This window comes from Trinickia violacea (assembly GCF_005280735.1).
Taxonomy (GTDB): Bacteria; Pseudomonadota; Gammaproteobacteria; order Burkholderiales; family Burkholderiaceae; genus Trinickia_A; species Trinickia_A violacea.
In genome coordinates, this window is record NZ_CP040077.1 from 4,585,965 (window position 1) to 4,603,299 (window position 17,335).

Consider the following 17,335-nt stretch of genomic DNA (forward strand, 5'->3'; position numbering starts at 1 on the left):
TTCTAAAAAAGTTCTAGAAAATTGTGACGTGAGCGCCGTTCGATGGAGCCGGCAAGCGCGTTCGATGCACGCTTGCGGTCCAATTGAAGTGTCCGAGCCTGGCGGAGTGATCCGTCGCAACGCTCCTCGGACGAAGCGCGATTGTAGCAAAGGACGACGGAGTTATGGGATGAGTTTGGCAGGCTCCGGACGAGCCCGCCTTGAGCGGGTTAAGCGATTCGCACCCTAAATCGGCAGAATCATCGGCAGCAATGGAGCGACCAGCACCATCACGATGCCGGTCATCATCATCGTGAGGCTCGCGACCACGCCCTCTTCGCCGCCCAGCTCACGGGCCTTCGCGATGCCGACGGCATGGCACGACGCGCCATACAGCGCGCCACGCGCGAGCCGCGTCTTGGCCGGAACGAACGCGAGCACCAGCTCGCCGAGCAGCATCCCGCACATGCCGGTCGCAATCACGAAGAGCGCGGTCAATTCCTTCGGCGCGTTGATCTTGTCGGAGACGGCGAGCGCAAACGGCGTCGAAATCGAGCGAGTCAACAGGCTGCGTTGCAAATCCGGCGACAGCTGCAGCAGTTTCGCGAGCAGCAGCGATCCGCCGACCGCGGCGACGATGCCGACCGTCACACCCACGGTTAGGGAGATCCAGTGACGCCTCATCAAGTCGCGGTAGTGATAGATCGGCACGGCGAACGCGACCGTCGCCGGGCCGAGCAGCCAAAGCAGCCAGCGGGTGTCTTGAAAGTACACGGCGTAAGGAATGTGGTCCGCCACCAAGAGGCCGATGAGCAGGACGGGCACCACGATGAACGGCGTCAGCCACGGTTTCTTGGCGCTGGCGTACACGCGCTTCATCGCGAAATAGAGCGCGATGGTCAGCACGAAGCAGCCGGCGGCGATCCATTGCGGGGCCACGCCGGCGAAAAACTGAGTCGATATTGGGTTCATGATTCGCACTCGGGGGGCGCTTTGCGCCTACGCCCGCTCCATCCATGCCGCGCGCCGCGCACTTCGCGCAACCCGGACGCGTTGCAACGCAAGACGGCGCTCGAAACGCGCGGCCATGTCGACCGCACACGCCACGGCGACCATCACGCTCACCGTCCCGGCGACGATCACCAGCGCGAGGCGCCAGCCGTCCTGTTCGAACAGGCCACCGTATTTGACCGCCGCGATCGTCGCGGGAATGAAGAACAGCAGCATGTCGGACAGCAGCCAGTTGGCGCCGTCCTCGACCCAGCGCGTCGCCACGCCGCCGAAGAGCAGCACGAGCAGCAGGCCGAGGCCCAGGACGCCGCCCGAGACCGGCAGCCCGGTCCGCCGCACGACGAAATCGGCGACGGACCAGACGGCGGCAATCGCCGCGGTTTGCAAGGCAATCTTGCCCACTCGCATCGCGATGCTCCCCAACCGCGTCGCTGCGAGGCTGTTGGAACGACGAATTGTCATGGCAGCAACCCTGATTGATCCGATGCGAGGAGTATAGAAATCGCGCCACTATAAATAAAATGACTTAGAATCATAAAAATCATTCCATATTGGAATTCTCCAAGGAAACCGCCCATGGAACTCCGTGCGCTGCGCTATTTCGTGGAAGTCGTCCGTCAGCAGAGCTTCACCGTCGCCGCCGAGCGCATGTTCGTCACGCAGCCGACCATCAGCAAGATGGTCAAGGCGCTCGAGGACGAAATCGGCGCCCCGCTGCTGCTGCGCGAGGGCCGGCAGATGATGCTGACCGACGAGGGCCGGATCGTCTTTCAGCGCGGCCAGGAAGTGCTCGCCGCGCAGGCGCAGTTGCAGGCCGAACTCGACGACGTCGGCACGCTAGGCCGCGGCGAGCTCGCCATCGGCATTCCGCCGATGGGCGGATCGCTCTTCACGCCGGTCATCGCCGAGTTCCGGCGGCGCTATCCGAAGATCGAGCTGAAGCTGTTCGAGCACGGCTCACGCGCGATCGAGGCGGCGCTGATCGCGGGCGAACTGGAGCTGGGCGGCGTGCTTCAGCCGGTCGATCCGAATACGTTCGACGTCCTGCCGATGACGAACCAGAAGCTGTGGGTCGTGACGCGCAAGGGCCTGCGCTGGGACGACATGAAGAGCGTGGCGCTCGCCGATCTCGCGCGCGAGCCGTTCGTTTTCTACAACGAGAGCCTCGCGCTCAATGACGTCGTCACCGACGCGTGCCGCCAGGTCGGCTTCACGCCGCAGATCGTGGGCCGCAGCAGCCACTGGGATTTCATGGCGGCGCTCGTGCACGCCGGCGTCGGCATCGCGCTGTTGCCGTCGCCGTATTGCAATCGGCTCGAAGCCACGCACTTCACGTGCCGGCCGGTAGTCGAACCGGAGATTCCGTGGGACATGGCGCTCGGCTGGCGGAAAAACGGCTACCTGTCGCATGCGGCGCGCGCGTGGATCGCGGTCGCGCGCGAAACGCTCCCGGGCCAGCCCTACGAGGACTTCGCCTACACGCGGTCCCGCAGGCTCACCGGCGAGCCCGAGGACTGAGCGCCGCCGGCGCGACGCGCCGCCACCATGAAATCGGCCGCGCGCTCGCCGATCATCACGGTCGGCGCGTTGGTATTGCCGCCGATGAGCGTCGGCATCACCGATGCGTCGGCGATGCGCAGCGCCGTCACGCCCCGCACGCGCAACTGCGGATCGACGACCGCCAGCGCATCGCCGCCCATCCGGCAGGTTCCGACCGGGTGATAGATCGTGTCGGCATGCTCGGCGATCTGCTCGCGCAATTGCGCTTCGGTCGCGTCGCGGAGCGTGAACAACTCCGTGCCGCCGTGCGATGCGAGCGCTGGCGCCTCGAAGATCCGCCGCGCGCACTGCGCGCCACGCACCAGCAGATCGAGATCGCGCGAATCGGACAGGAAGCGCGGATCGATCAGCGGCGCATCGCGCGCGTCGGCGCTCGCGAGCGTGACCGTCCCGCGGCTTTTCGGACGCAGCACGCAGACATGCAGCGAATAGCCGTGACCCCAGTGCATACGCCGGTTGTGATCGTCGACGAGCGCCGTGCAGAAATGCAGTTGCAGATCGGGGCGATCGAGCGACGGATCGCTTTTGATGAAGCCGCCCGCCTCCGCGATGTTGCTCGACAGCATGCCGCTGCCGTGGCGGATGAACGGCGGCACGGCAGCGGCCATCTTCGCGAAGCCGCGCAGCGAAAAGCCGACCGGCTCGGTCGATGTCACGCGCTTGTTCAGCGTGAAGTCGATGTGATCGATCAGGTTCTCCCCAACACCGGGCGCATCGTGCACGACGCCGATGCCGAGCGCACGCAGCGGCGCTTCGGGGCCGATGCCGGAGCACATCAGCAATTGCGGCGTATTGAACGCGCCGGCCGCGAGCACGATTTCGGCGCGCGCGGCGAGGGTTTCGACGCGGCCCGCGCGCGCGAGCTCGACGCCCGTGGCGCGCCGCCCGTCGAAGACGACGCGCAGCACGGTCGCATCGGCGATCACGTGCAGATTGCTGCGCGTTTTGTCGTATAGATAAGCGTGCGCCACGCTGCAGCGGCGGCCGTCCCGCTGCGTGACTTGGTAGAAGCCGATGCCTTCCTGCTCGGGGCCGTTGAAGTCGTCGTTGGCGGGAAAGCCCGCGTCGATCGCGGCATCGATGAAGCGGTGAGCAAACGGATTGCGATAGTGCAGATCCGACACGCTAAGCGGCCCGTCTGCGCCATGCCATGCATTCGCGCCGCGCGCGTTGCCTTCGGCGCGGCGAAACACGGGCAGCACGTCCGGCCACGCCCAGCCCTCGCAGCCGAGCCGGGCCCATTCGTCGTAGTCGAGCGGATGGCCGCGCGTGTAGATCATGGCGTTGATCGCGCTGGAGCCGCCCATGCCGCGTCCGCGCGGCTGGTAGCCGCGCCGGCCGTTGAGCGCCGGCTGCGGCACGGTCTCGTAGCCATAGTTGGTCTTGCGCTTGAACGGCACGAGCGCGGCGATGCCGAACGGCGTGTTGACGAACGCGTTGCGCTGCGTGTGGGGACCGGCTTCGATCAGCGCGATCGTCGCCTCGGGGCAGCGGTCCGCGAGCCGGCTCGCGAGCGTCGCGCCTCCCGAGCCTGCACCGACAATGATGTAGTCGTATTGCACCCGCTCCTCCCTTCCTTTTTTGGCTGCACGATGCCGCACGTTGTGTGCCCGTTGTGTCCATGGGGCGCCTCGTGCACACTGATTTTTTGCGCATTGTAGGGAGTGGTTTGCATCCGCATGCGCGACGCGGCAAGAGCGATTCCTCTAAACGAATCGCGCGGCGCAAACCTATCATGCAAGGGCATTTCTCGACCGACAACAAAAGCCCCAATCGCATCAGGAGACGAAGATGCCCTCGCAAGCCCCAACGGCCACGCACGAAGTCACGAACCAGGTTCCGCCGCTCGAAAACTACAACCTCTTCGAGTGCGATTCGGCCCTGAGCGCGGCGGTCGAGCGCGAGGGCGCCGGCTGGCACCGGGCCGCGCTGTCGCGCGACGGCGCGATGCTGGGCGAACCCGCGACGCTCGCGCTCGCCGGCGCCGCGAACCGTCACGAGCCGGAGCTCTTCACCTTCAGCCCGCGCGGCGAACGCATCGACGCGCTCGAATTCCATCCGAGCTGGCACCAGTTGCTCACGCTCCTGCGCCGCGAGGGCCTGCACGCGCTGCCGTTCGAACAGCCGCAGCCGGGCGCGATGCCCGCGCGCTGCGCCGGGTACTTCCTGCACGCGCAACTCGAGTCCGGCTCGCTGTGTCCGCTGACGATGACCTTCGCGAGCATCCCCGTGCTCCAGCGCGAGCCCGCGCTATACGCGACGCTGCGCGACAAGCTGCTGTCGCGCGAACACGATCCGCGCGACCTCCCGCTTGGCGCCAAACGTTCGATGATGGTCGGCATGGGGATGACGGAGAAGCAAGGCGGATCGGATGTGCGCAGCAATCAGACGCGTGCCTTCGCAACGTCGGCCAGCCCGGGCCGCGGCACCGAATACCGGCTCGTCGGCCACAAGTGGTTCTTCTCGGCGCCGCAGTGCGACGCGCACCTCGTCCTCGCGCGCACGGACACGCAAGAAGGGCTGTCCTGCTTCTACGTCCCGCGATTCGCGCCCGACGGCACGAAGAACGCCGTCCAGATCCAGCGTCTGAAGGACAAGCTCGGCAACCGCTCGAACGCGAGCAGCGAAGTCGAATTCCTCGACGCCTACGGCGTGATGATCGGCGACGAAGGACGCGGCGTGCCGACCATCATCGAAATGGCGAACTACACGCGGCTCGATTGCGTGATCGGCAGCGCCGCGCTGATGCGCGCCGCGCTCGTTCAGGCGATCCATCACGCTCGCCATCGCGCCGCGTTCGGCAAGCGGCTCGTCGAGCAGCCGCTGATGCAAAACGTGCTCGCCGACCTCGCGCTCGAATCGGAAGCGGCGACCGTGCTCTTCATGCGCCTCGCGCGCGCATTCGATGCCGACCCGGCCACCGCCTCGCCGGAAGATCGCGCGTGGCGGCGCATCGTCACGCCGGCCGCCAAGTTCTGGGTCTGCAAGCGCGCGCTCGAATTCACGGGCGAGGCGATGGAAGTGTGGGGCGGCAACGGCTATGTCGAAGAAGGCCCGATGGCGCGCTTTTATCGCGAGGCGCCCGTCAATTCGATCTGGGAAGGCTCGGGCAACGTGATGTGTCTCGACGTGCTGCGCGGCATCGAGCGCGATCCGGAAGGCGCGCAGGCGCTGCTTGCGTCTTGGCTCGCCGACGCCCAGGATCATGCCGCCTTGCGCGCCGCGCTCGAACGGCTCGCCGCGACGCTCGCGGCCGCGCCCGACACGCGCGAAGCGCTGGCACGCCGCATCGCGCAGCAACTCGTGCTCGCCGCGCAGGGCGTGCTGCTGCTGCGCCACGCGAGCGCGACGATCGCCGACGCGTTCATCGCCACACGCCTTGCCGACAGCCCATGCGGCCGCGTCTACGGCACGCTGCCCGGGACGTTCGACCATGCGGCGATCGTCGCGCGTGCATTTCAGGCGTGACGTTCGGGCATTTGGACAACGCGCCTGAAGCACGAGCGCATCCACTATCGATAAGCGCGCCGCCCAGGCGCCGCAACCAGGGAGCGAAGATGAAAAACGATCTGCCAGGCTATGCCGCGCTCGAAGCGCTATGGCGCGAGCAGCGGCAAGCGCAATTGCTGACGCCGTTTCCGTCATGGCAAGCACGCGCCACGCACCTGAAGGCGCTGCGCGCGATGCTGCTCGACAATCGCGACGCGCTGGCCGAAGCAGTGTCGGCCGACTTCGGCAATCGCGCGAAAGAGGAAGTGCTGCTCTCGGAAATCTTTCTCGCGAAGAACGAGATCGACGCGGCGCTCAAGCACGGCAAGCGCTGGATGAAACCGCAGAAGAAGCGCACCGGCATGTGGCTTCAGCCGGCGCGCGCGAAAGTCGTGCCACAGCCGCTTGGCGTCGTCGGCATCATCGCGCCGTGGAACTATCCAGTGCTGCTCGCCGCGGGGCCGCTGATCTGCGCGCTGGCCGCCGGCAACCGGGCGCTCATCAAGATGTCGGAGCTGACGCCGCGCACGTCGGCGCTCTTCGAAACGCTGATCGCGAAGACGTTCGCGCGCAATCACGTGGCGGTGGTGAACGGCGATGCGTCGATCGGCGCCGCGTTCAGCGCGCTGCCGTTCGATCACCTGCTCTTCACCGGCTCGACGAAAATCGGCCGCGACGTGATGCGCGCGGCCGCCGACAACCTCACGCCCGTCACGCTCGAACTCGGCGGCAAGTCGCCAGTCATCATCGGGCCGCGCGCGCGCTTCGACGCGGCGGTCGACAGCATCGTCACCGGCAAGACGCTCAACGCCGGGCAGACCTGCATCGCGCCCGACTACGTGCTCGTGCCGCGCGGCAAGGAAGACGCGTTCATCGCGCGCGCCCGGGCCTGCGTCGCGCGGCTATACCCCGATTTCGCGCGCAATCGCGATTACACGTCGATCGCTTCCGAGCGGCACTTCGCTCGGCTGCAACAGCTCGCCGACGAAGCCGAGGCCGGCGGCGCGCAACTGCACCCGCTCACCGATTCGGCCGCCGATGCGTCGCTACGCCAATTCGCACCCTGCGTGGTGACCGACGCGCCCGCCGAATCCGCGCTGATGCGCGAGGAAATCTTCGGCCCGCTCCTGCCGCTCGTGCCCTACGACACGCTCGACGACGCGCTTCGCTACATCAACGCGCGCGATCGTCCGCTCGCGCTGTACCTGTTCGACGACGATCGCGCGACGATCGACCGCGTGCTGCACGAGACGATCTCCGGTGGTGTGGCGGTCAACGAAACGCTGATGCACGTCGCGTGCGACAACCTGCCGTTCGGCGGCGTCGGCGCGAGCGGCATGGGCGCGTATCACGGCTACGACGGCTTCGTGACGTTCTCGAAGATGAAGCCGGTGCTCACGCAGCCGCGCTTCAATGCGCGCGCACTGATCGCGCCGCCTTACGGCGCGCGCGTCAGCGCGATATTGAAGATGATGATGAAGCGGTAGCGGTACGGGCGAATCACGGCTCAGTTCGCCTCTTTCGCCCACGCTTCGATTTCCTGAGTATCCCAGCGGCCGCGCCGGGTAGCCTCGGCAAGCATGCCTAGTGTGATGGGGACCAAGGGGGGGTCCCGAAAGCGCTTCGGGAAGAAACACAACAACAAGGCTGCCAAATCAAAACCGTCTCCGCTGAAGTACCGGTCGTATGGAAAACCCTGCGCAGCGACATCGAACGTTAGTGCCCATTTATCGATGAATTCGATAGCGTCAACGCCTGCCAAGCCAGCATCTTCGTCAAGCCGAGTTTCCGGTGTGAAAGTCAGTCGTCGAAAAAGCGGCTGGCCAATCTCCTCTCTGGCAAACGCCTCTATTCGAACCCAAGTATCGTCTTCCATCAAAACACCCGATCCGCCGGTTGAACGATTCGATTGTAGGATCTCACGGTGTTCACCATGATGATGTACGCGTCTGCCACAAGGATCACGTAGCCCACTACGGGAATTGCCCGACCGACGGCTGCGCCGAGGTTTCGCGTGAACGCAACTTTCATGAGCCGTGGGCCGCTCTTGATGATCGTCGGCACGGGACGCGGCAACTTGTGACGCAGTAGCGCCCGCGATGCCATTGATGCAACAGACGTTCCTTTTGTTGCCTCTGCGAGCTTTCCGCTAACGGGCACGTCATTCTGGCCCAGCAAAATTGCCGACGCCGCCACAAGATCGGTCAGCCCCAGCTCCTTGCGAGTCTCTTCCAGGGCGATGAAAAAGAACAACTCGCCCGGCGTTAGGTCCCGATAGTGAAAATACGTATAACGGTTGTCGCTCATACTTATCTTTCAGCCCCCGGAGGTAAACAAGCGCTGAATGTATCAAGCGACGACCCGAGCACATCTCAAATTAAAGTCACCTCATCCACCAGATATGCCCGCTAAACCGGCCACAGCGGCCCCTCCTGCATCGCGCCGATCTGCTCACGCAGCTCGAGCACGCGCTCTTCCCAGTAGCGCTGCGTGTTGAACCACGGAAACGCGGCCGGAAACGCGGGATCGTCCCAGCGGCGAGCGAGCCACGCCGCGTAGTGAATGAGGCGCAGCGTGCGCAGCGCCTCGACCAGATGCAGCTCGCGCGGCTCGAATTCGCAGAAGTCCTCATAGCCCGCGAGCAGATCGGCGAGCGCGCGCGACGCGTCGGCGCGGCCGCCCGGCAGCAGCAGCCACAAGTCCTGTACCGCCGGACCCATGCGGCTATCGTCGAAATCGACGAAGTGCGGGCCGGCATCGGTCCACAGCACGTTGCTCGGATGGCAGTCGCCGTGCAGGCGCAACTGGCGCACGTCGCCCGCGCGCTCGAAAGCGCGCTCGACGCCTTCGAGCGCCAGCGTCACCGCCGCCTCGTACGACGCGCGCACGTCGAGCGGGATGAAATCGTGCGTGAGCAGATAGTCGCGCGGCTCATAGCCGAACGTTTGAATATCGAGCGACGGACGCGCGGCGTACGGCTTGCTCGCACCCACCGCGTGAATGCGGCCGATGAAGCGGCCGAGCCATTCGAGCGTATCGCGCCGGTCGATCTCGGGCGCGCGTCCGCCGCGCCGCTCGAAGATCGCAAAGCGAAACCCGTCGAATTCGTGGAGCGTGCGCCCTTCGGTCACGCGCGCCGGCACGGCGGGAATCTCGCGCGCGGCGAGCTCGGCGACGAATGCGTGCTCTTCGAGAATCGCTTCGTTCGACCAGCGCTGCGGCCGGTAGAACTTCGCGATCACGGGCGGGCCGTCTTCGACGCCCACCTGGTACACGCGGTTTTCGTAGCTGTTGAGCGGCAGTAGACGCCCATCGGTGCGCACACCGGTGTCGATGAGCACGCTGTCGATGGCGTCGAGCACGCATTCCGGCGTGAGCCGGGTGAACGGATGGGCGGCCGCGCCACGATCGGCGGGCTCGCCATCCGCTTCGGAGGAGGAATCGAAATTGGAGTCGTTCATGCCCGCATTGTGCCGCATGAGCGCGCTTGGCATCGCGCGCACTGTCGCACAAGCAGGCAGAAAAACCGCTAGAGCCTAATCAACGACGTTAAGGACCTGCATTCAATGCATCAATTCGGAGGCCGGCCGCACGAGGTCGCCGGTATCGATCAGATCTTCCAAAAAGAACGGTTCAGTGTTGAGTTGGAGCGACGCGCCGGGCTCGCCGGCATACCAGACCACCATCGCCATGTCCCCGAGAATTCGCATCACAATGCCGCGGGCGCCAGAAGGCACCGCAATATGCACGGACCGGACGATCGAACCGACTTGCATGATATTTCCCCCGTTCTATGTTGCCGGCAAAGCCAGAGCCCGATTCAAAGCGAGCAGCCCTGGCGGTCAAACCGCACAACGGACAAGCCGTTGCGCGTATATCCCATTGTTCCTGCATTAACGGATGCGGGAAAGCCAAAGGAAATAGTAGAAATGCCTCTACTTCCCGAAATCACACTTACGAACACCTGACCGTGCTTTTTGGAGAAGGGACCGGCAGGCGAGGAAGCCGCACCATGATAAACCGTCGCGCGTACGTCATTCGACATGACGTCGCGTGAAATCCCTTACACCGCTATCCAGACCGAGACGGCAGCGCGAATGCGCGAGGCATGCGCAACGGCGATAGACGTCGACCCGCTGCGCATGGATGAAAGGCGAACGCAAGTGTGAGAGCGGTTAGGGCAAGCCATCATATGAATTGCGGGACTGCCCCGCAAGCCGCGCTGCACAGGGCTTTGCGGGGTCGGAAGCGGAACTGTGCGGCGCCACTCGACAGCCGGCACCGCTCGAATCGTCTCCTATACTCGATTAATGCAGACCGGCGCCGAGCGCGATGCAACGCCTGCACGGTTCACCGAACTCACTGAGTTCCCACGACGACCACTAAAGTGGAGACACAGCATGACGACCTACTTCACCCTGGGCGATTTCATCCTGGTCATTCCGATGGCGCTTGCCGGCGCACTCTTTCTCGGCGCGCTGCCGACGTCATCCGCGTTCAAGCACAACCTGCTGCGCGTGCTTGGCGCCCTGCTCGGCGTGGTCTTTGCGGTGGTGCTGGTCGAAGGACTTCCCGTCCTGATGTAGCGCCGCGAGTAGCGCCGAAAAGCGCTCACTTCGCACGCCTGACATCCGTCAGGCGGTCTTTGGTTTCCCGATCGTGCGCACCGGCTGTCGTCAGCGACGCCGGTGCGTCCTGTTTGCGTTGAATTTGCGTCGACGCACGCGAATCAAATCGCCTGATCGGTCGACGGCTTTTCCCACAGATTGATGCCGCCCTCGGTCGCGTAGCGATCGATCTCCGCGAGTTCCTCTTGCGTGAACGCGAGGTTCTTCAGCGCGCCGACGTTCTCCCGCACCTGCTCCGGCTTGCTCGCGCCGATCAGCGCCGAGGTCACGCGCGTATCGCGCAGCACCCACGCGAGCGCCATCTGCGCGAGGCTCTGGCCGCGCCGCTCGGCGATCGCATTGAGCTTGCGCACGTGCTCGATGTTCTCCGCGCTCAGATGGCCTTGCTGCAACGACCCGCCGCCGGGCTTGTTGACGCGCGCATCGGCAGGCACGCCGTTCAGGTACTTCGCGGTCAAGAGCCCTTGCGCGAGCGGCGTGAACGCGATGCTGCCCGCGCCGACATCGTCGAGCGCATCGAGCAGCTCACCTTCGATCCAGCGGTTGAGCATGTTGTACGCAGGCTGATGAATCAAAAGCGGCACCTTGTGCTCGCGCAACAGCTTCGCCATCTCGCGCGTCTTCGCGGCCGAGTACGACGAGATGCCGATATAGAGCGCCTTGCCTTGCTGCACAGCCGTCGCGAGCGCGCCGGCGGTTTCTTCGAGCGGCGTGTCGGCGTCGAAGCGATGCGAGTAGAAGATGTCGACGTAATCGAGCCCCATGCGCTGCAGGCTCTGATCGAGGCTCGCGAGCACGTACTTGCGCGAGCCGCCGCCTTGGCCATACGGGCCCGGCCACATGTCCCAGCCGGCTTTCGACGAGATCAGGAGTTCGTCGCGATACGGCTTGAAATCGTCCTTGAAGAGCCGGCCGAAATTGGTTTCGGCGCTGCCGTAGGGCGGGCCGTAGTTATTCGCGAGATCGAAATGCGTGATGCCCAGATCGAACGCCGCACGCAGGATGTCGCGTTGCGTGGAGAGCGGCGTCGTGTCGCCGAAGTTGTGCCACAACCCGAGCGACAGTGCCGGTAGCTTGAGACCCGACTTGCCGCATACGCGGTACTGCATATCCGAATAGCGTTCCGTTGCTGCTTCGTAGGCCATGTGAATCCTCGATGAAAGCGTGGCTAAGTGCACGGCCTCGCGCGGCCGCCCAGCCGGATATGTTAGCTAAACGCGTCTGTCCGTGCTGACGGCCGGAAGCGGTCCGGATAGTGGGATTCGGCGCGCTGCGATCGGCCTGAACGAACCGGGATGGCGATGGGATGAAGCGCCCGGCCAAGGGATGGACGACGTCATGCAGGTCTCATACACTGCCGCGTCCGTGTTTTTATCGATGGGAGCTTCACATGATCAAGGCGATTTCGCTTGCGCTGATCGTCGGCGGCGTCGTGCTGCTGTATTTCGGCGGCCAGTCGTTTCACTCGTTTGCCAACGACATGTCGCGCGTGTTCACCGGCGCGCCGACCAACAAGACGATCATGCTGATCGCAGGCGGCGTCGCGGCGACGGTCGCGGGGCTGATCGGGCTCACATTGTCGTCGGGCAAGCGTTGAACCGGGGGAACCCGGCAGCGGTTCGCAACGGCGGTGCGTGCCGATCAAGAGGCTATGGCGCCGGCTTCATGGCAGCCGCCGACGCCGTCCGCCCCTCCTAAAGCGCCACTTCCGGTTTGGAAGCCGAGCGCGACCCAGGCAGCGGCACGTTGCTCGCGCCGTGATAGGTGAAGACCAGCGAAAACTTCACGTCGTCGGACAGGTTCTGTCCCGCCGAATGCAGCGTATTGCAGTGGAAGAAAACGACATCGCCCGGCTGCAATTCCGGCGACACCGCCGTGTGAATCAGGGCCTGATTCTCCGGCAGATCGGAGCGGAAAAACTTCGCTTCGTCGAAACGATCGGACGTGAACGCGGTGTTGTGGGAGCCCGGCACGAACCATAGCCCGCCGTTGTTGACGGTCTCGGGCCCGAGCGCAAGCCACGTCGACACCAGATCGTCGCGCTCGAACGACCAGTAGCGCGCATCGCGGTGCCAGCCGGTCAGGCTGCCGTAGCGCGGGTGCTTCGTCATCAGGCAGTTGTGATGCGCGCGCGACAGGCGCGGCTCCTCGCCGAAATACAGCTCCATCCAACCCTTGATTTCGGGCGCCGTCGCCCACTCGCGCAAGAGCGCATGGCGCACGTAGGCGTCGAGCAGACGCCGCACCGTATGGCCGCCCGGCGCCTCTTTCGACTCCGGCGCGCCCGGGTAGCGCAAATCGGCTTCGAATTCGAGCGGCGCGGCCGCTTCCTCGAGCTGCTGCTGCGCGAGCGCCTTCAGCGCTACGCACCGCTCGGGAGCGACGAGCCCCGGCACGACCACGTAGCCGCGTTCCCGCAGCATTTGCACCTGTTCCTTTTTTGAATGCTCTGGCATGAGGCGATCCGTATTACGTTTTACGCAGGTTGACGTTTTGGTGAATGGATCGATTGTAAAGCGGGCATGATCGGCGCGGGCGCGCGCTGCACGGCGCTCGTGCATCGATGCACGCAAATTGTTCGGAACGTCCGCGAAAACGGTGCGATCTCTCTTGGTAATAACCCTTAACCTTAGTGGGAGAACCCAGACTTTCGCCCGTCACGAATCGCGTGTAGTCTGCACCGATGTCGATTGCATCCGCTTTCTGCGCGCGGTCCACCGGGATCGCCGCCGCGTCCGGCCCTGATTGGGGCCACCACGTCCCGCGTGCTGGCATACATGCTGCTGCGTCTAGCTTGCCGCCGCTCACGTCCTGCGACGCTCTTCCCCTTTCGCTCGAACCATGCACACTCGTCTGACTACTGGTATCAAGCGCGTCGCCTTGAGGGCGGCCCGCCCCGCACGACGCCACATCGTGCGTGCGCTGCGCCATCACGCGGCGCGCACCCGCCAACTCGCGCAACAACGGCACGCCACGTCGGCCGACGGCTTGCGCGCCTGGTTCCAAACGATTGTCTCGATGCTGCGCGTGCGCGCCGGCGCGCGCCCGTTCTCGCGCTTCTCGCTGCGCACGCTGCTGCCCAAGCCGCCGGTCGTGCTCCGCGCATTGACCTCGCGCCGCACGCCGGACGTTTCGCTGCGCGGCGCGAGCCGCCGTCCGCGCCGCCTCGCGGCCAGCACCGGCTGGTTCGCGTTCGCCGCGCGCTGAATCGCAGCATCGCGTCGTAGAAAAAGAAAAACCCCGGTGCAAGCACCGGGGTTTTTTACTGACTGCGTTCGCGCGAGTCAGGCCACTGCTTAGGCCAATGCTGCCACGGCTTCCGTACCGGCGGCTTCCGCGAGTGCCAGCGCCTTGTCGGTCGCTTCCCACGAGAATTCCGGCTCTTCACGGCCGAAGTGACCATATGCCGCAGTCTTTTCGTAGACCGGACGCAGAAGGTCGAGCATCTGGACGATGCCCTTCGGACGCAGATCGAAGTGCTCGAGCACGAGCTTCGTGATCGTCTCATCCGACACGCGGCCCGTGCCATACGTGTTGACCATCACCGACGTGGGCTGCGCCACGCCAATCGCGTACGACACTTGAATCAGGCAGCGCGACGCGAGGCCCGCGGCCACGATGTTCTTCGCGACATAGCGGCCGGCATAGGCGGCCGAGCGGTCGACCTTCGACGGATCCTTGCCCGAGAACGCGCCACCGCCGTGCGGCGCCGCGCCGCCGTACGTATCGACGATGATCTTGCGGCCCGTCAGACCGCAGTCGCCTTGCGGGCCGCCGATCACGAACCGGCCAGTCGGGTTCACGAGGAACTTGATGTCGCCCTTGATCAGATCGGCGGGCAGCGTCGGCTTGATGACTTCTTCGATCACCGCTTCGCGCAGCGTCGCGAGCTCGATATCCGGCGAGTGCTGCGTGGACAGCACGACGGTGTCGATCGAATGCGGCTTGCCGTCGACGTAGCGCACCGTGACCTGCGACTTCGCATCCGGACGCAGCCAGGGCAGGCGGCCGTCGCGTCGCAGGCTCGCCTGGCGCTCGACCAGCCGGTGCGACAGGTGGATCGGCAGCGGCATCAGCTCAGGCGTTTCGTCGCAGGCGTAGCCGAACATCAGGCCCTGGTCGCCGGCGCCTTGATCGAGGTTGTTGTCGTGCGCGCGGTCGACGCCTTGGGCGATGTCCGGCGATTGCTTGTCGTACGCGACGAGCACCGCACAGCCCTTGTAGTCGATGCCGTAGTCGGTGTTGTCGTAGCCGATGCGCTTGATCGTGTCGCGCGCGACCTGGATGTAGTCGACGTTCGCGGTCGTCGTGATTTCACCGGCGAGCACGACGAGACCCGTGTTGCACAGCGTTTCGGCGGCAACGCGGGAGTATTTGTCTTGCGTGAGGATTGCGTCGAGAATCGCGTCCGAGATTTGGTCGGCGACCTTGTCCGGATGGCCTTCGGAAACGGATTCAGACGTGAAGAGATAGTCGTTTGCCACTTTTGCAGACTCCATTGGTTACGGTTGGTTTTTCACGTAGCCAGCTTCGGGAGCCTGAAGCGGCGACGCTTTAGCGGATTTCCAATACCGTCCGGACGCTTGATGCGCGCCCGGCGGCTTCGCCCCGCAAGTTGTCTATTAACTCGGCGAAGCCCGTATTATAGCGTTTTCTCAGAATTGTCACAGGGCGTGAACGCGTGCGGTATCCACATTTGCTTTCGGTGTCTCTTCTTCCACACACGCCTCGCGCGCTTCACGCGCGCCGTCCGGCCGCCTGCGGAGCAGCGGCATGCTAGGCCGGCTCGGGGGCAGGCTGGGCATCGCACTGCTCAAATTTCTCGCCATTCTCCCGTACGGTTTCGTCGCGCGCCTGGGCGACGGGCTCGGCTGGCTGCTCTACCAGATCCCCAGCCGGCGCCGGCGCATCGTCCATATCAACCTCAAGCTGTGCTTTCCCGAGTGGAGCGACGAAAAGCGCGAAGACATCGCGCAAAAGCACTTCCGGCATGCGATTCGCAGCTACGTCGAGCGCAGCGTCCAGTGGTTCGGCTCGTTGAAGAAGCTCGAGAAGCTGGTGCAAGTCGATAGCGAAGTCGACCTGACCGATCCCGACATGCCGCCCACGCTGCTGCTTGGCTTCCACTTCGTCGGTATCGAGGCCGGCTCGGTCTTCATCAATCGCGCGCTGCGGCGCCAGTGCGGCGCGCTCTATCAGCCGATGAAGAATCAGGAGCTCGATGAAATCGCCAAGCAGGCGCGCGGCCGCTTCGGCGCGGACATGGCGAGCCGCGCCGACAGCGCGCGCGTCGTGCTGCGCTGGCTGAAAGAGCGCAAGCCGGTCATGCTCGGCGCGGACATGGACTATGGCGTGCGCAACTCCACGTTCGTGCCGTTCTTCGGGATTCCCACCTGCACGCTGACTGCGGTCGGCCGGTTCGCGAAGGTGGGCCATGCGCAGGTCCTGCCGTTCATCGGCGAGGTGCTGCCGAATTACAAGGGCTACCGGCTCAAGGTGTTCAAGCCGTGGGACAACTACCCGAGCGGCGACGACGATATCGACGCACGCCGCATGAACGCCTTTCTCGAAGAGCAGATTCCGCGCATCGTCGAGCAGTACTACTGGGTGCACAAGCGCTTCAAGACTCGTCCGGAGGGCGAACCGAGCTTCTATTGATATGGGCCCAGGGCCCGATCGCACTGAACAGAGGCCCTGAACACCCTTTTTTAGACGCCGACGCCGCAAGCCGAGTCACTTACAATAGCGCCCATGAAGCTCAAATTCACCAAAATGCATGGCGCGGGCAACGACTTCGTCGTGCTCGACGGCTACACCCGTCCGCTCGCACTGACGAGCGCCCAGGTGCGCGCGCTCGCGAACCGGCATTTCGGTGTCGGCGCCGATCAACTGCTGCTCGTCGAGCGGCCCACGATCGACGGCGTCGATTTCAAATATCGAATCTTCAATTGCGACGGCGGCGAAGTCGAGCATTGCGGCAATGGCGCGCGCTGCTTCGTCAAGTTCGTGCGCGACACGCGCCTCACCGATAAGACGAGCGTGCGCGTGCAGGTGCAAAACGGCGTCATCACGCTGACGATGCAGGAAAACGGCCAGGTCGTCGTCGATATGGGGCAGCCGGTGTTCGAACCGGCGCGCGTGCCGTTCGACGCGAGCGGCCTCGACGGCCGCCGCGAAGGCGCCGATACGCTCTGGCCCCTTCAGTTGACCGGCGTCGATGCCTCGAATGGCGGCACGCGCTGGATCTCCGTCGTCTCGATGGGCAATCCGCATGCGGTGCAGATCGTCGATGACGTCGAGCAATATCCGGTAGGCCAGGTCGGCCCGGCGGTCGAGCATCACCCGCGCTTCCCGCAGCGCGTCAACGCCGGCTTCATGCAAATCGTCTCTCGCGGTGAAATCAAGCTGCGCGTGTTCGAGCGCGGCGCCGGCGAAACGCTCGCCTGCGGCACGGGCGCGTGCGCGGCAGTGGCCGCGGGCATCCGCCGCGGGCTGCTCGATTCGCCCGTCACCGTGCACACGCACGGCGGCGTGCTGACCATCGCCTGGGACGGCGCGCGCGACGAAGCCGCCCCGCTCACGATGGCAGGCCCGGCCGCGACCGTCTTCGAAGGCGAGATCGAGATCGCGGACTGATCCAGCCAACCCACCCATTCAACCGATTCCCT

General features: G+C 64.8%; 18 protein-coding genes and 1 riboswitch. Of the genes, 8 read left to right on the forward strand and 10 right to left on the reverse strand.

Translation table 11 applies throughout. The annotated features are described in order from the left end of the window. Positions 1 to 23 precede the first annotated feature (23 nt). A riboswitch (S-adenosyl-L-homocysteine riboswitch) is annotated at positions 24 to 134 on the reverse strand. 91 nt (positions 135 to 225) lie between these two features. Beyond that, on the reverse strand, positions 226 to 951 hold the full coding sequence (locus FAZ95_RS21025; protein WP_137334203.1) for an LrgB family protein: 726 nt from the start codon (positions 949 to 951) through the stop codon (positions 226 to 228). 27 nt (positions 952 to 978) lie between these two features. After that, positions 979 to 1,476 carry a CidA/LrgA family protein gene (locus FAZ95_RS21030; protein WP_437437747.1) on the reverse strand — a complete coding sequence of 166 codons (498 nt, stop codon included), beginning with the start codon at positions 1,474 to 1,476 and terminating at the stop codon, positions 979 to 981. Between the two features lie 90 nt (positions 1,477 to 1,566). On the opposite strand from FAZ95_RS21030, the gene FAZ95_RS21035 reads away from it, so the two are divergent. Continuing rightward, a complete protein-coding gene (locus FAZ95_RS21035) occupies positions 1,567 to 2,508 on the forward strand; it encodes a LysR family transcriptional regulator (protein ID WP_137334205.1) in 942 nt (313 codons plus the stop codon). On the opposite strand, the gene FAZ95_RS21040 is transcribed toward FAZ95_RS21035, so the two are convergent. Next, positions 2,466 to 4,112, reverse strand: a complete 1,647-nt coding sequence (locus FAZ95_RS21040; RefSeq protein WP_137334206.1) for a GMC family oxidoreductase — start codon at positions 4,110 to 4,112, stop codon at positions 2,466 to 2,468. The two genes, FAZ95_RS21035 and FAZ95_RS21040, sit on opposite strands and share 43 nt — an antisense overlap. Positions 4,113 to 4,341: 229 nt before the next feature. On the opposite strand from FAZ95_RS21040, the gene FAZ95_RS21045 reads away from it, so the two are divergent. Together FAZ95_RS21045 and FAZ95_RS21050 are read left to right on the forward strand one after the other, a co-directional pair. Further along, positions 4,342 to 6,018: an isovaleryl-CoA dehydrogenase gene (locus FAZ95_RS21045; protein WP_137334207.1), complete on the forward strand. Its 1,677-nt coding sequence runs from the start codon at positions 4,342 to 4,344 to the stop codon at positions 6,016 to 6,018. A gap of 89 nt (positions 6,019 to 6,107) precedes the next feature. Then, positions 6,108 to 7,526: a coniferyl aldehyde dehydrogenase gene (locus FAZ95_RS21050; RefSeq protein ID WP_137334208.1), complete on the forward strand. Its 1,419-nt coding sequence runs from the start codon at positions 6,108 to 6,110 to the stop codon at positions 7,524 to 7,526. A 20-nt stretch (positions 7,527 to 7,546) separates the two neighbouring features. On the opposite strand, the gene FAZ95_RS21055 is transcribed toward FAZ95_RS21050, so the two are convergent. The 4 genes from FAZ95_RS21055 to FAZ95_RS21070 all read right to left on the reverse strand — a co-directional run bounded on the left by FAZ95_RS21055 (position 7,547) and on the right by FAZ95_RS21070 (position 9,815). Beyond that, complete coding sequence (locus FAZ95_RS21055) at positions 7,547 to 7,915, reverse strand: DUF1493 family protein (RefSeq protein WP_137334209.1); 369 nt, start codon at positions 7,913 to 7,915, stop codon at positions 7,547 to 7,549. Next, a complete protein-coding gene (locus tag FAZ95_RS21060; protein WP_137334210.1) occupies positions 7,915 to 8,346 on the reverse strand; it encodes an STM2901 family protein in 432 nt (143 codons plus the stop codon). The genes FAZ95_RS21055 and FAZ95_RS21060 overlap by 1 nt, the downstream gene beginning before the upstream one ends. A 101-nt stretch (positions 8,347 to 8,447) precedes the next feature. Then, positions 8,448 to 9,500 carry a serine/threonine protein kinase gene (locus FAZ95_RS21065; protein ID WP_137334211.1) on the reverse strand — a complete coding sequence of 351 codons (1,053 nt, stop codon included), beginning with the start codon at positions 9,498 to 9,500 and terminating at the stop codon, positions 8,448 to 8,450. A 102-nt stretch (positions 9,501 to 9,602) separates the two neighbouring features. Further along, positions 9,603 to 9,815, reverse strand: coding sequence for a hypothetical protein (locus FAZ95_RS21070; RefSeq protein WP_137334212.1), 213 nt, complete (start codon positions 9,813 to 9,815; stop codon positions 9,603 to 9,605). 624 nt (positions 9,816 to 10,439) lie between these two features. Here FAZ95_RS21070 and FAZ95_RS21075 point away from each other — a divergent pair. After that, on the forward strand, positions 10,440 to 10,625 hold the full coding sequence (locus tag FAZ95_RS21075; protein WP_137334213.1) for a hypothetical protein: 186 nt from the start codon (positions 10,440 to 10,442) through the stop codon (positions 10,623 to 10,625). 143 nt (positions 10,626 to 10,768) lie between these two features. Here FAZ95_RS21075 and mgrA read toward each other — a convergent pair whose 3' ends face one another. Further along, positions 10,769 to 11,812 (reverse strand): L-glyceraldehyde 3-phosphate reductase, encoded by a 1,044-nt coding sequence (gene mgrA / locus FAZ95_RS21080; RefSeq protein ID WP_137334214.1) that lies wholly within the window; start codon positions 11,810 to 11,812, stop codon positions 10,769 to 10,771. A gap of 245 nt (positions 11,813 to 12,057) precedes the next feature. Between mgrA and FAZ95_RS21085 the strand changes: the two genes are divergently transcribed. Beyond that, a complete protein-coding gene (locus FAZ95_RS21085; protein ID WP_137334215.1) occupies positions 12,058 to 12,264 on the forward strand; it encodes a DUF3185 family protein in 207 nt (68 codons plus the stop codon). A 97-nt stretch (positions 12,265 to 12,361) separates the two neighbouring features. Here the strand turns inward: FAZ95_RS21085 and FAZ95_RS21090 are convergent, their stop codons facing one another. Beyond that, entirely contained in the window at positions 12,362 to 13,123 is a 762-nt protein-coding gene (locus FAZ95_RS21090; RefSeq protein WP_137334216.1) for a phytanoyl-CoA dioxygenase family protein, read from the reverse strand. A gap of 385 nt (positions 13,124 to 13,508) precedes the next feature. Between FAZ95_RS21090 and FAZ95_RS21095 the strand changes: the two genes are divergently transcribed. Then, on the forward strand, positions 13,509 to 13,874 hold the full coding sequence (locus FAZ95_RS21095; RefSeq protein WP_137334217.1) for a hypothetical protein: 366 nt from the start codon (positions 13,509 to 13,511) through the stop codon (positions 13,872 to 13,874). An 89-nt stretch (positions 13,875 to 13,963) separates the two neighbouring features. On the opposite strand, the gene metK is transcribed toward FAZ95_RS21095, so the two are convergent. Next, positions 13,964 to 15,151, reverse strand: coding sequence for a methionine adenosyltransferase (gene metK / locus FAZ95_RS21100; RefSeq protein WP_137334218.1), 1,188 nt, complete (start codon positions 15,149 to 15,151; stop codon positions 13,964 to 13,966). A gap of 289 nt (positions 15,152 to 15,440) precedes the next feature. Here metK and FAZ95_RS21105 point away from each other — a divergent pair, with 289 nt between their 5' ends. Then, the gene (locus FAZ95_RS21105) at positions 15,441 to 16,325 is read left to right on the forward strand and encodes a lipid A biosynthesis lauroyl acyltransferase (protein ID WP_137334219.1); all 885 of its coding nucleotides are present in this window, start codon (positions 15,441 to 15,443) and stop codon (positions 16,323 to 16,325) included. A 93-nt stretch (positions 16,326 to 16,418) separates the two neighbouring features. Next, positions 16,419 to 17,303 carry a diaminopimelate epimerase gene (gene dapF, locus FAZ95_RS21110; RefSeq protein ID WP_137334220.1) on the forward strand — a complete coding sequence of 295 codons (885 nt, stop codon included), beginning with the start codon at positions 16,419 to 16,421 and terminating at the stop codon, positions 17,301 to 17,303. The last annotated feature ends 32 nt before the right edge of the window (positions 17,304 to 17,335 follow it).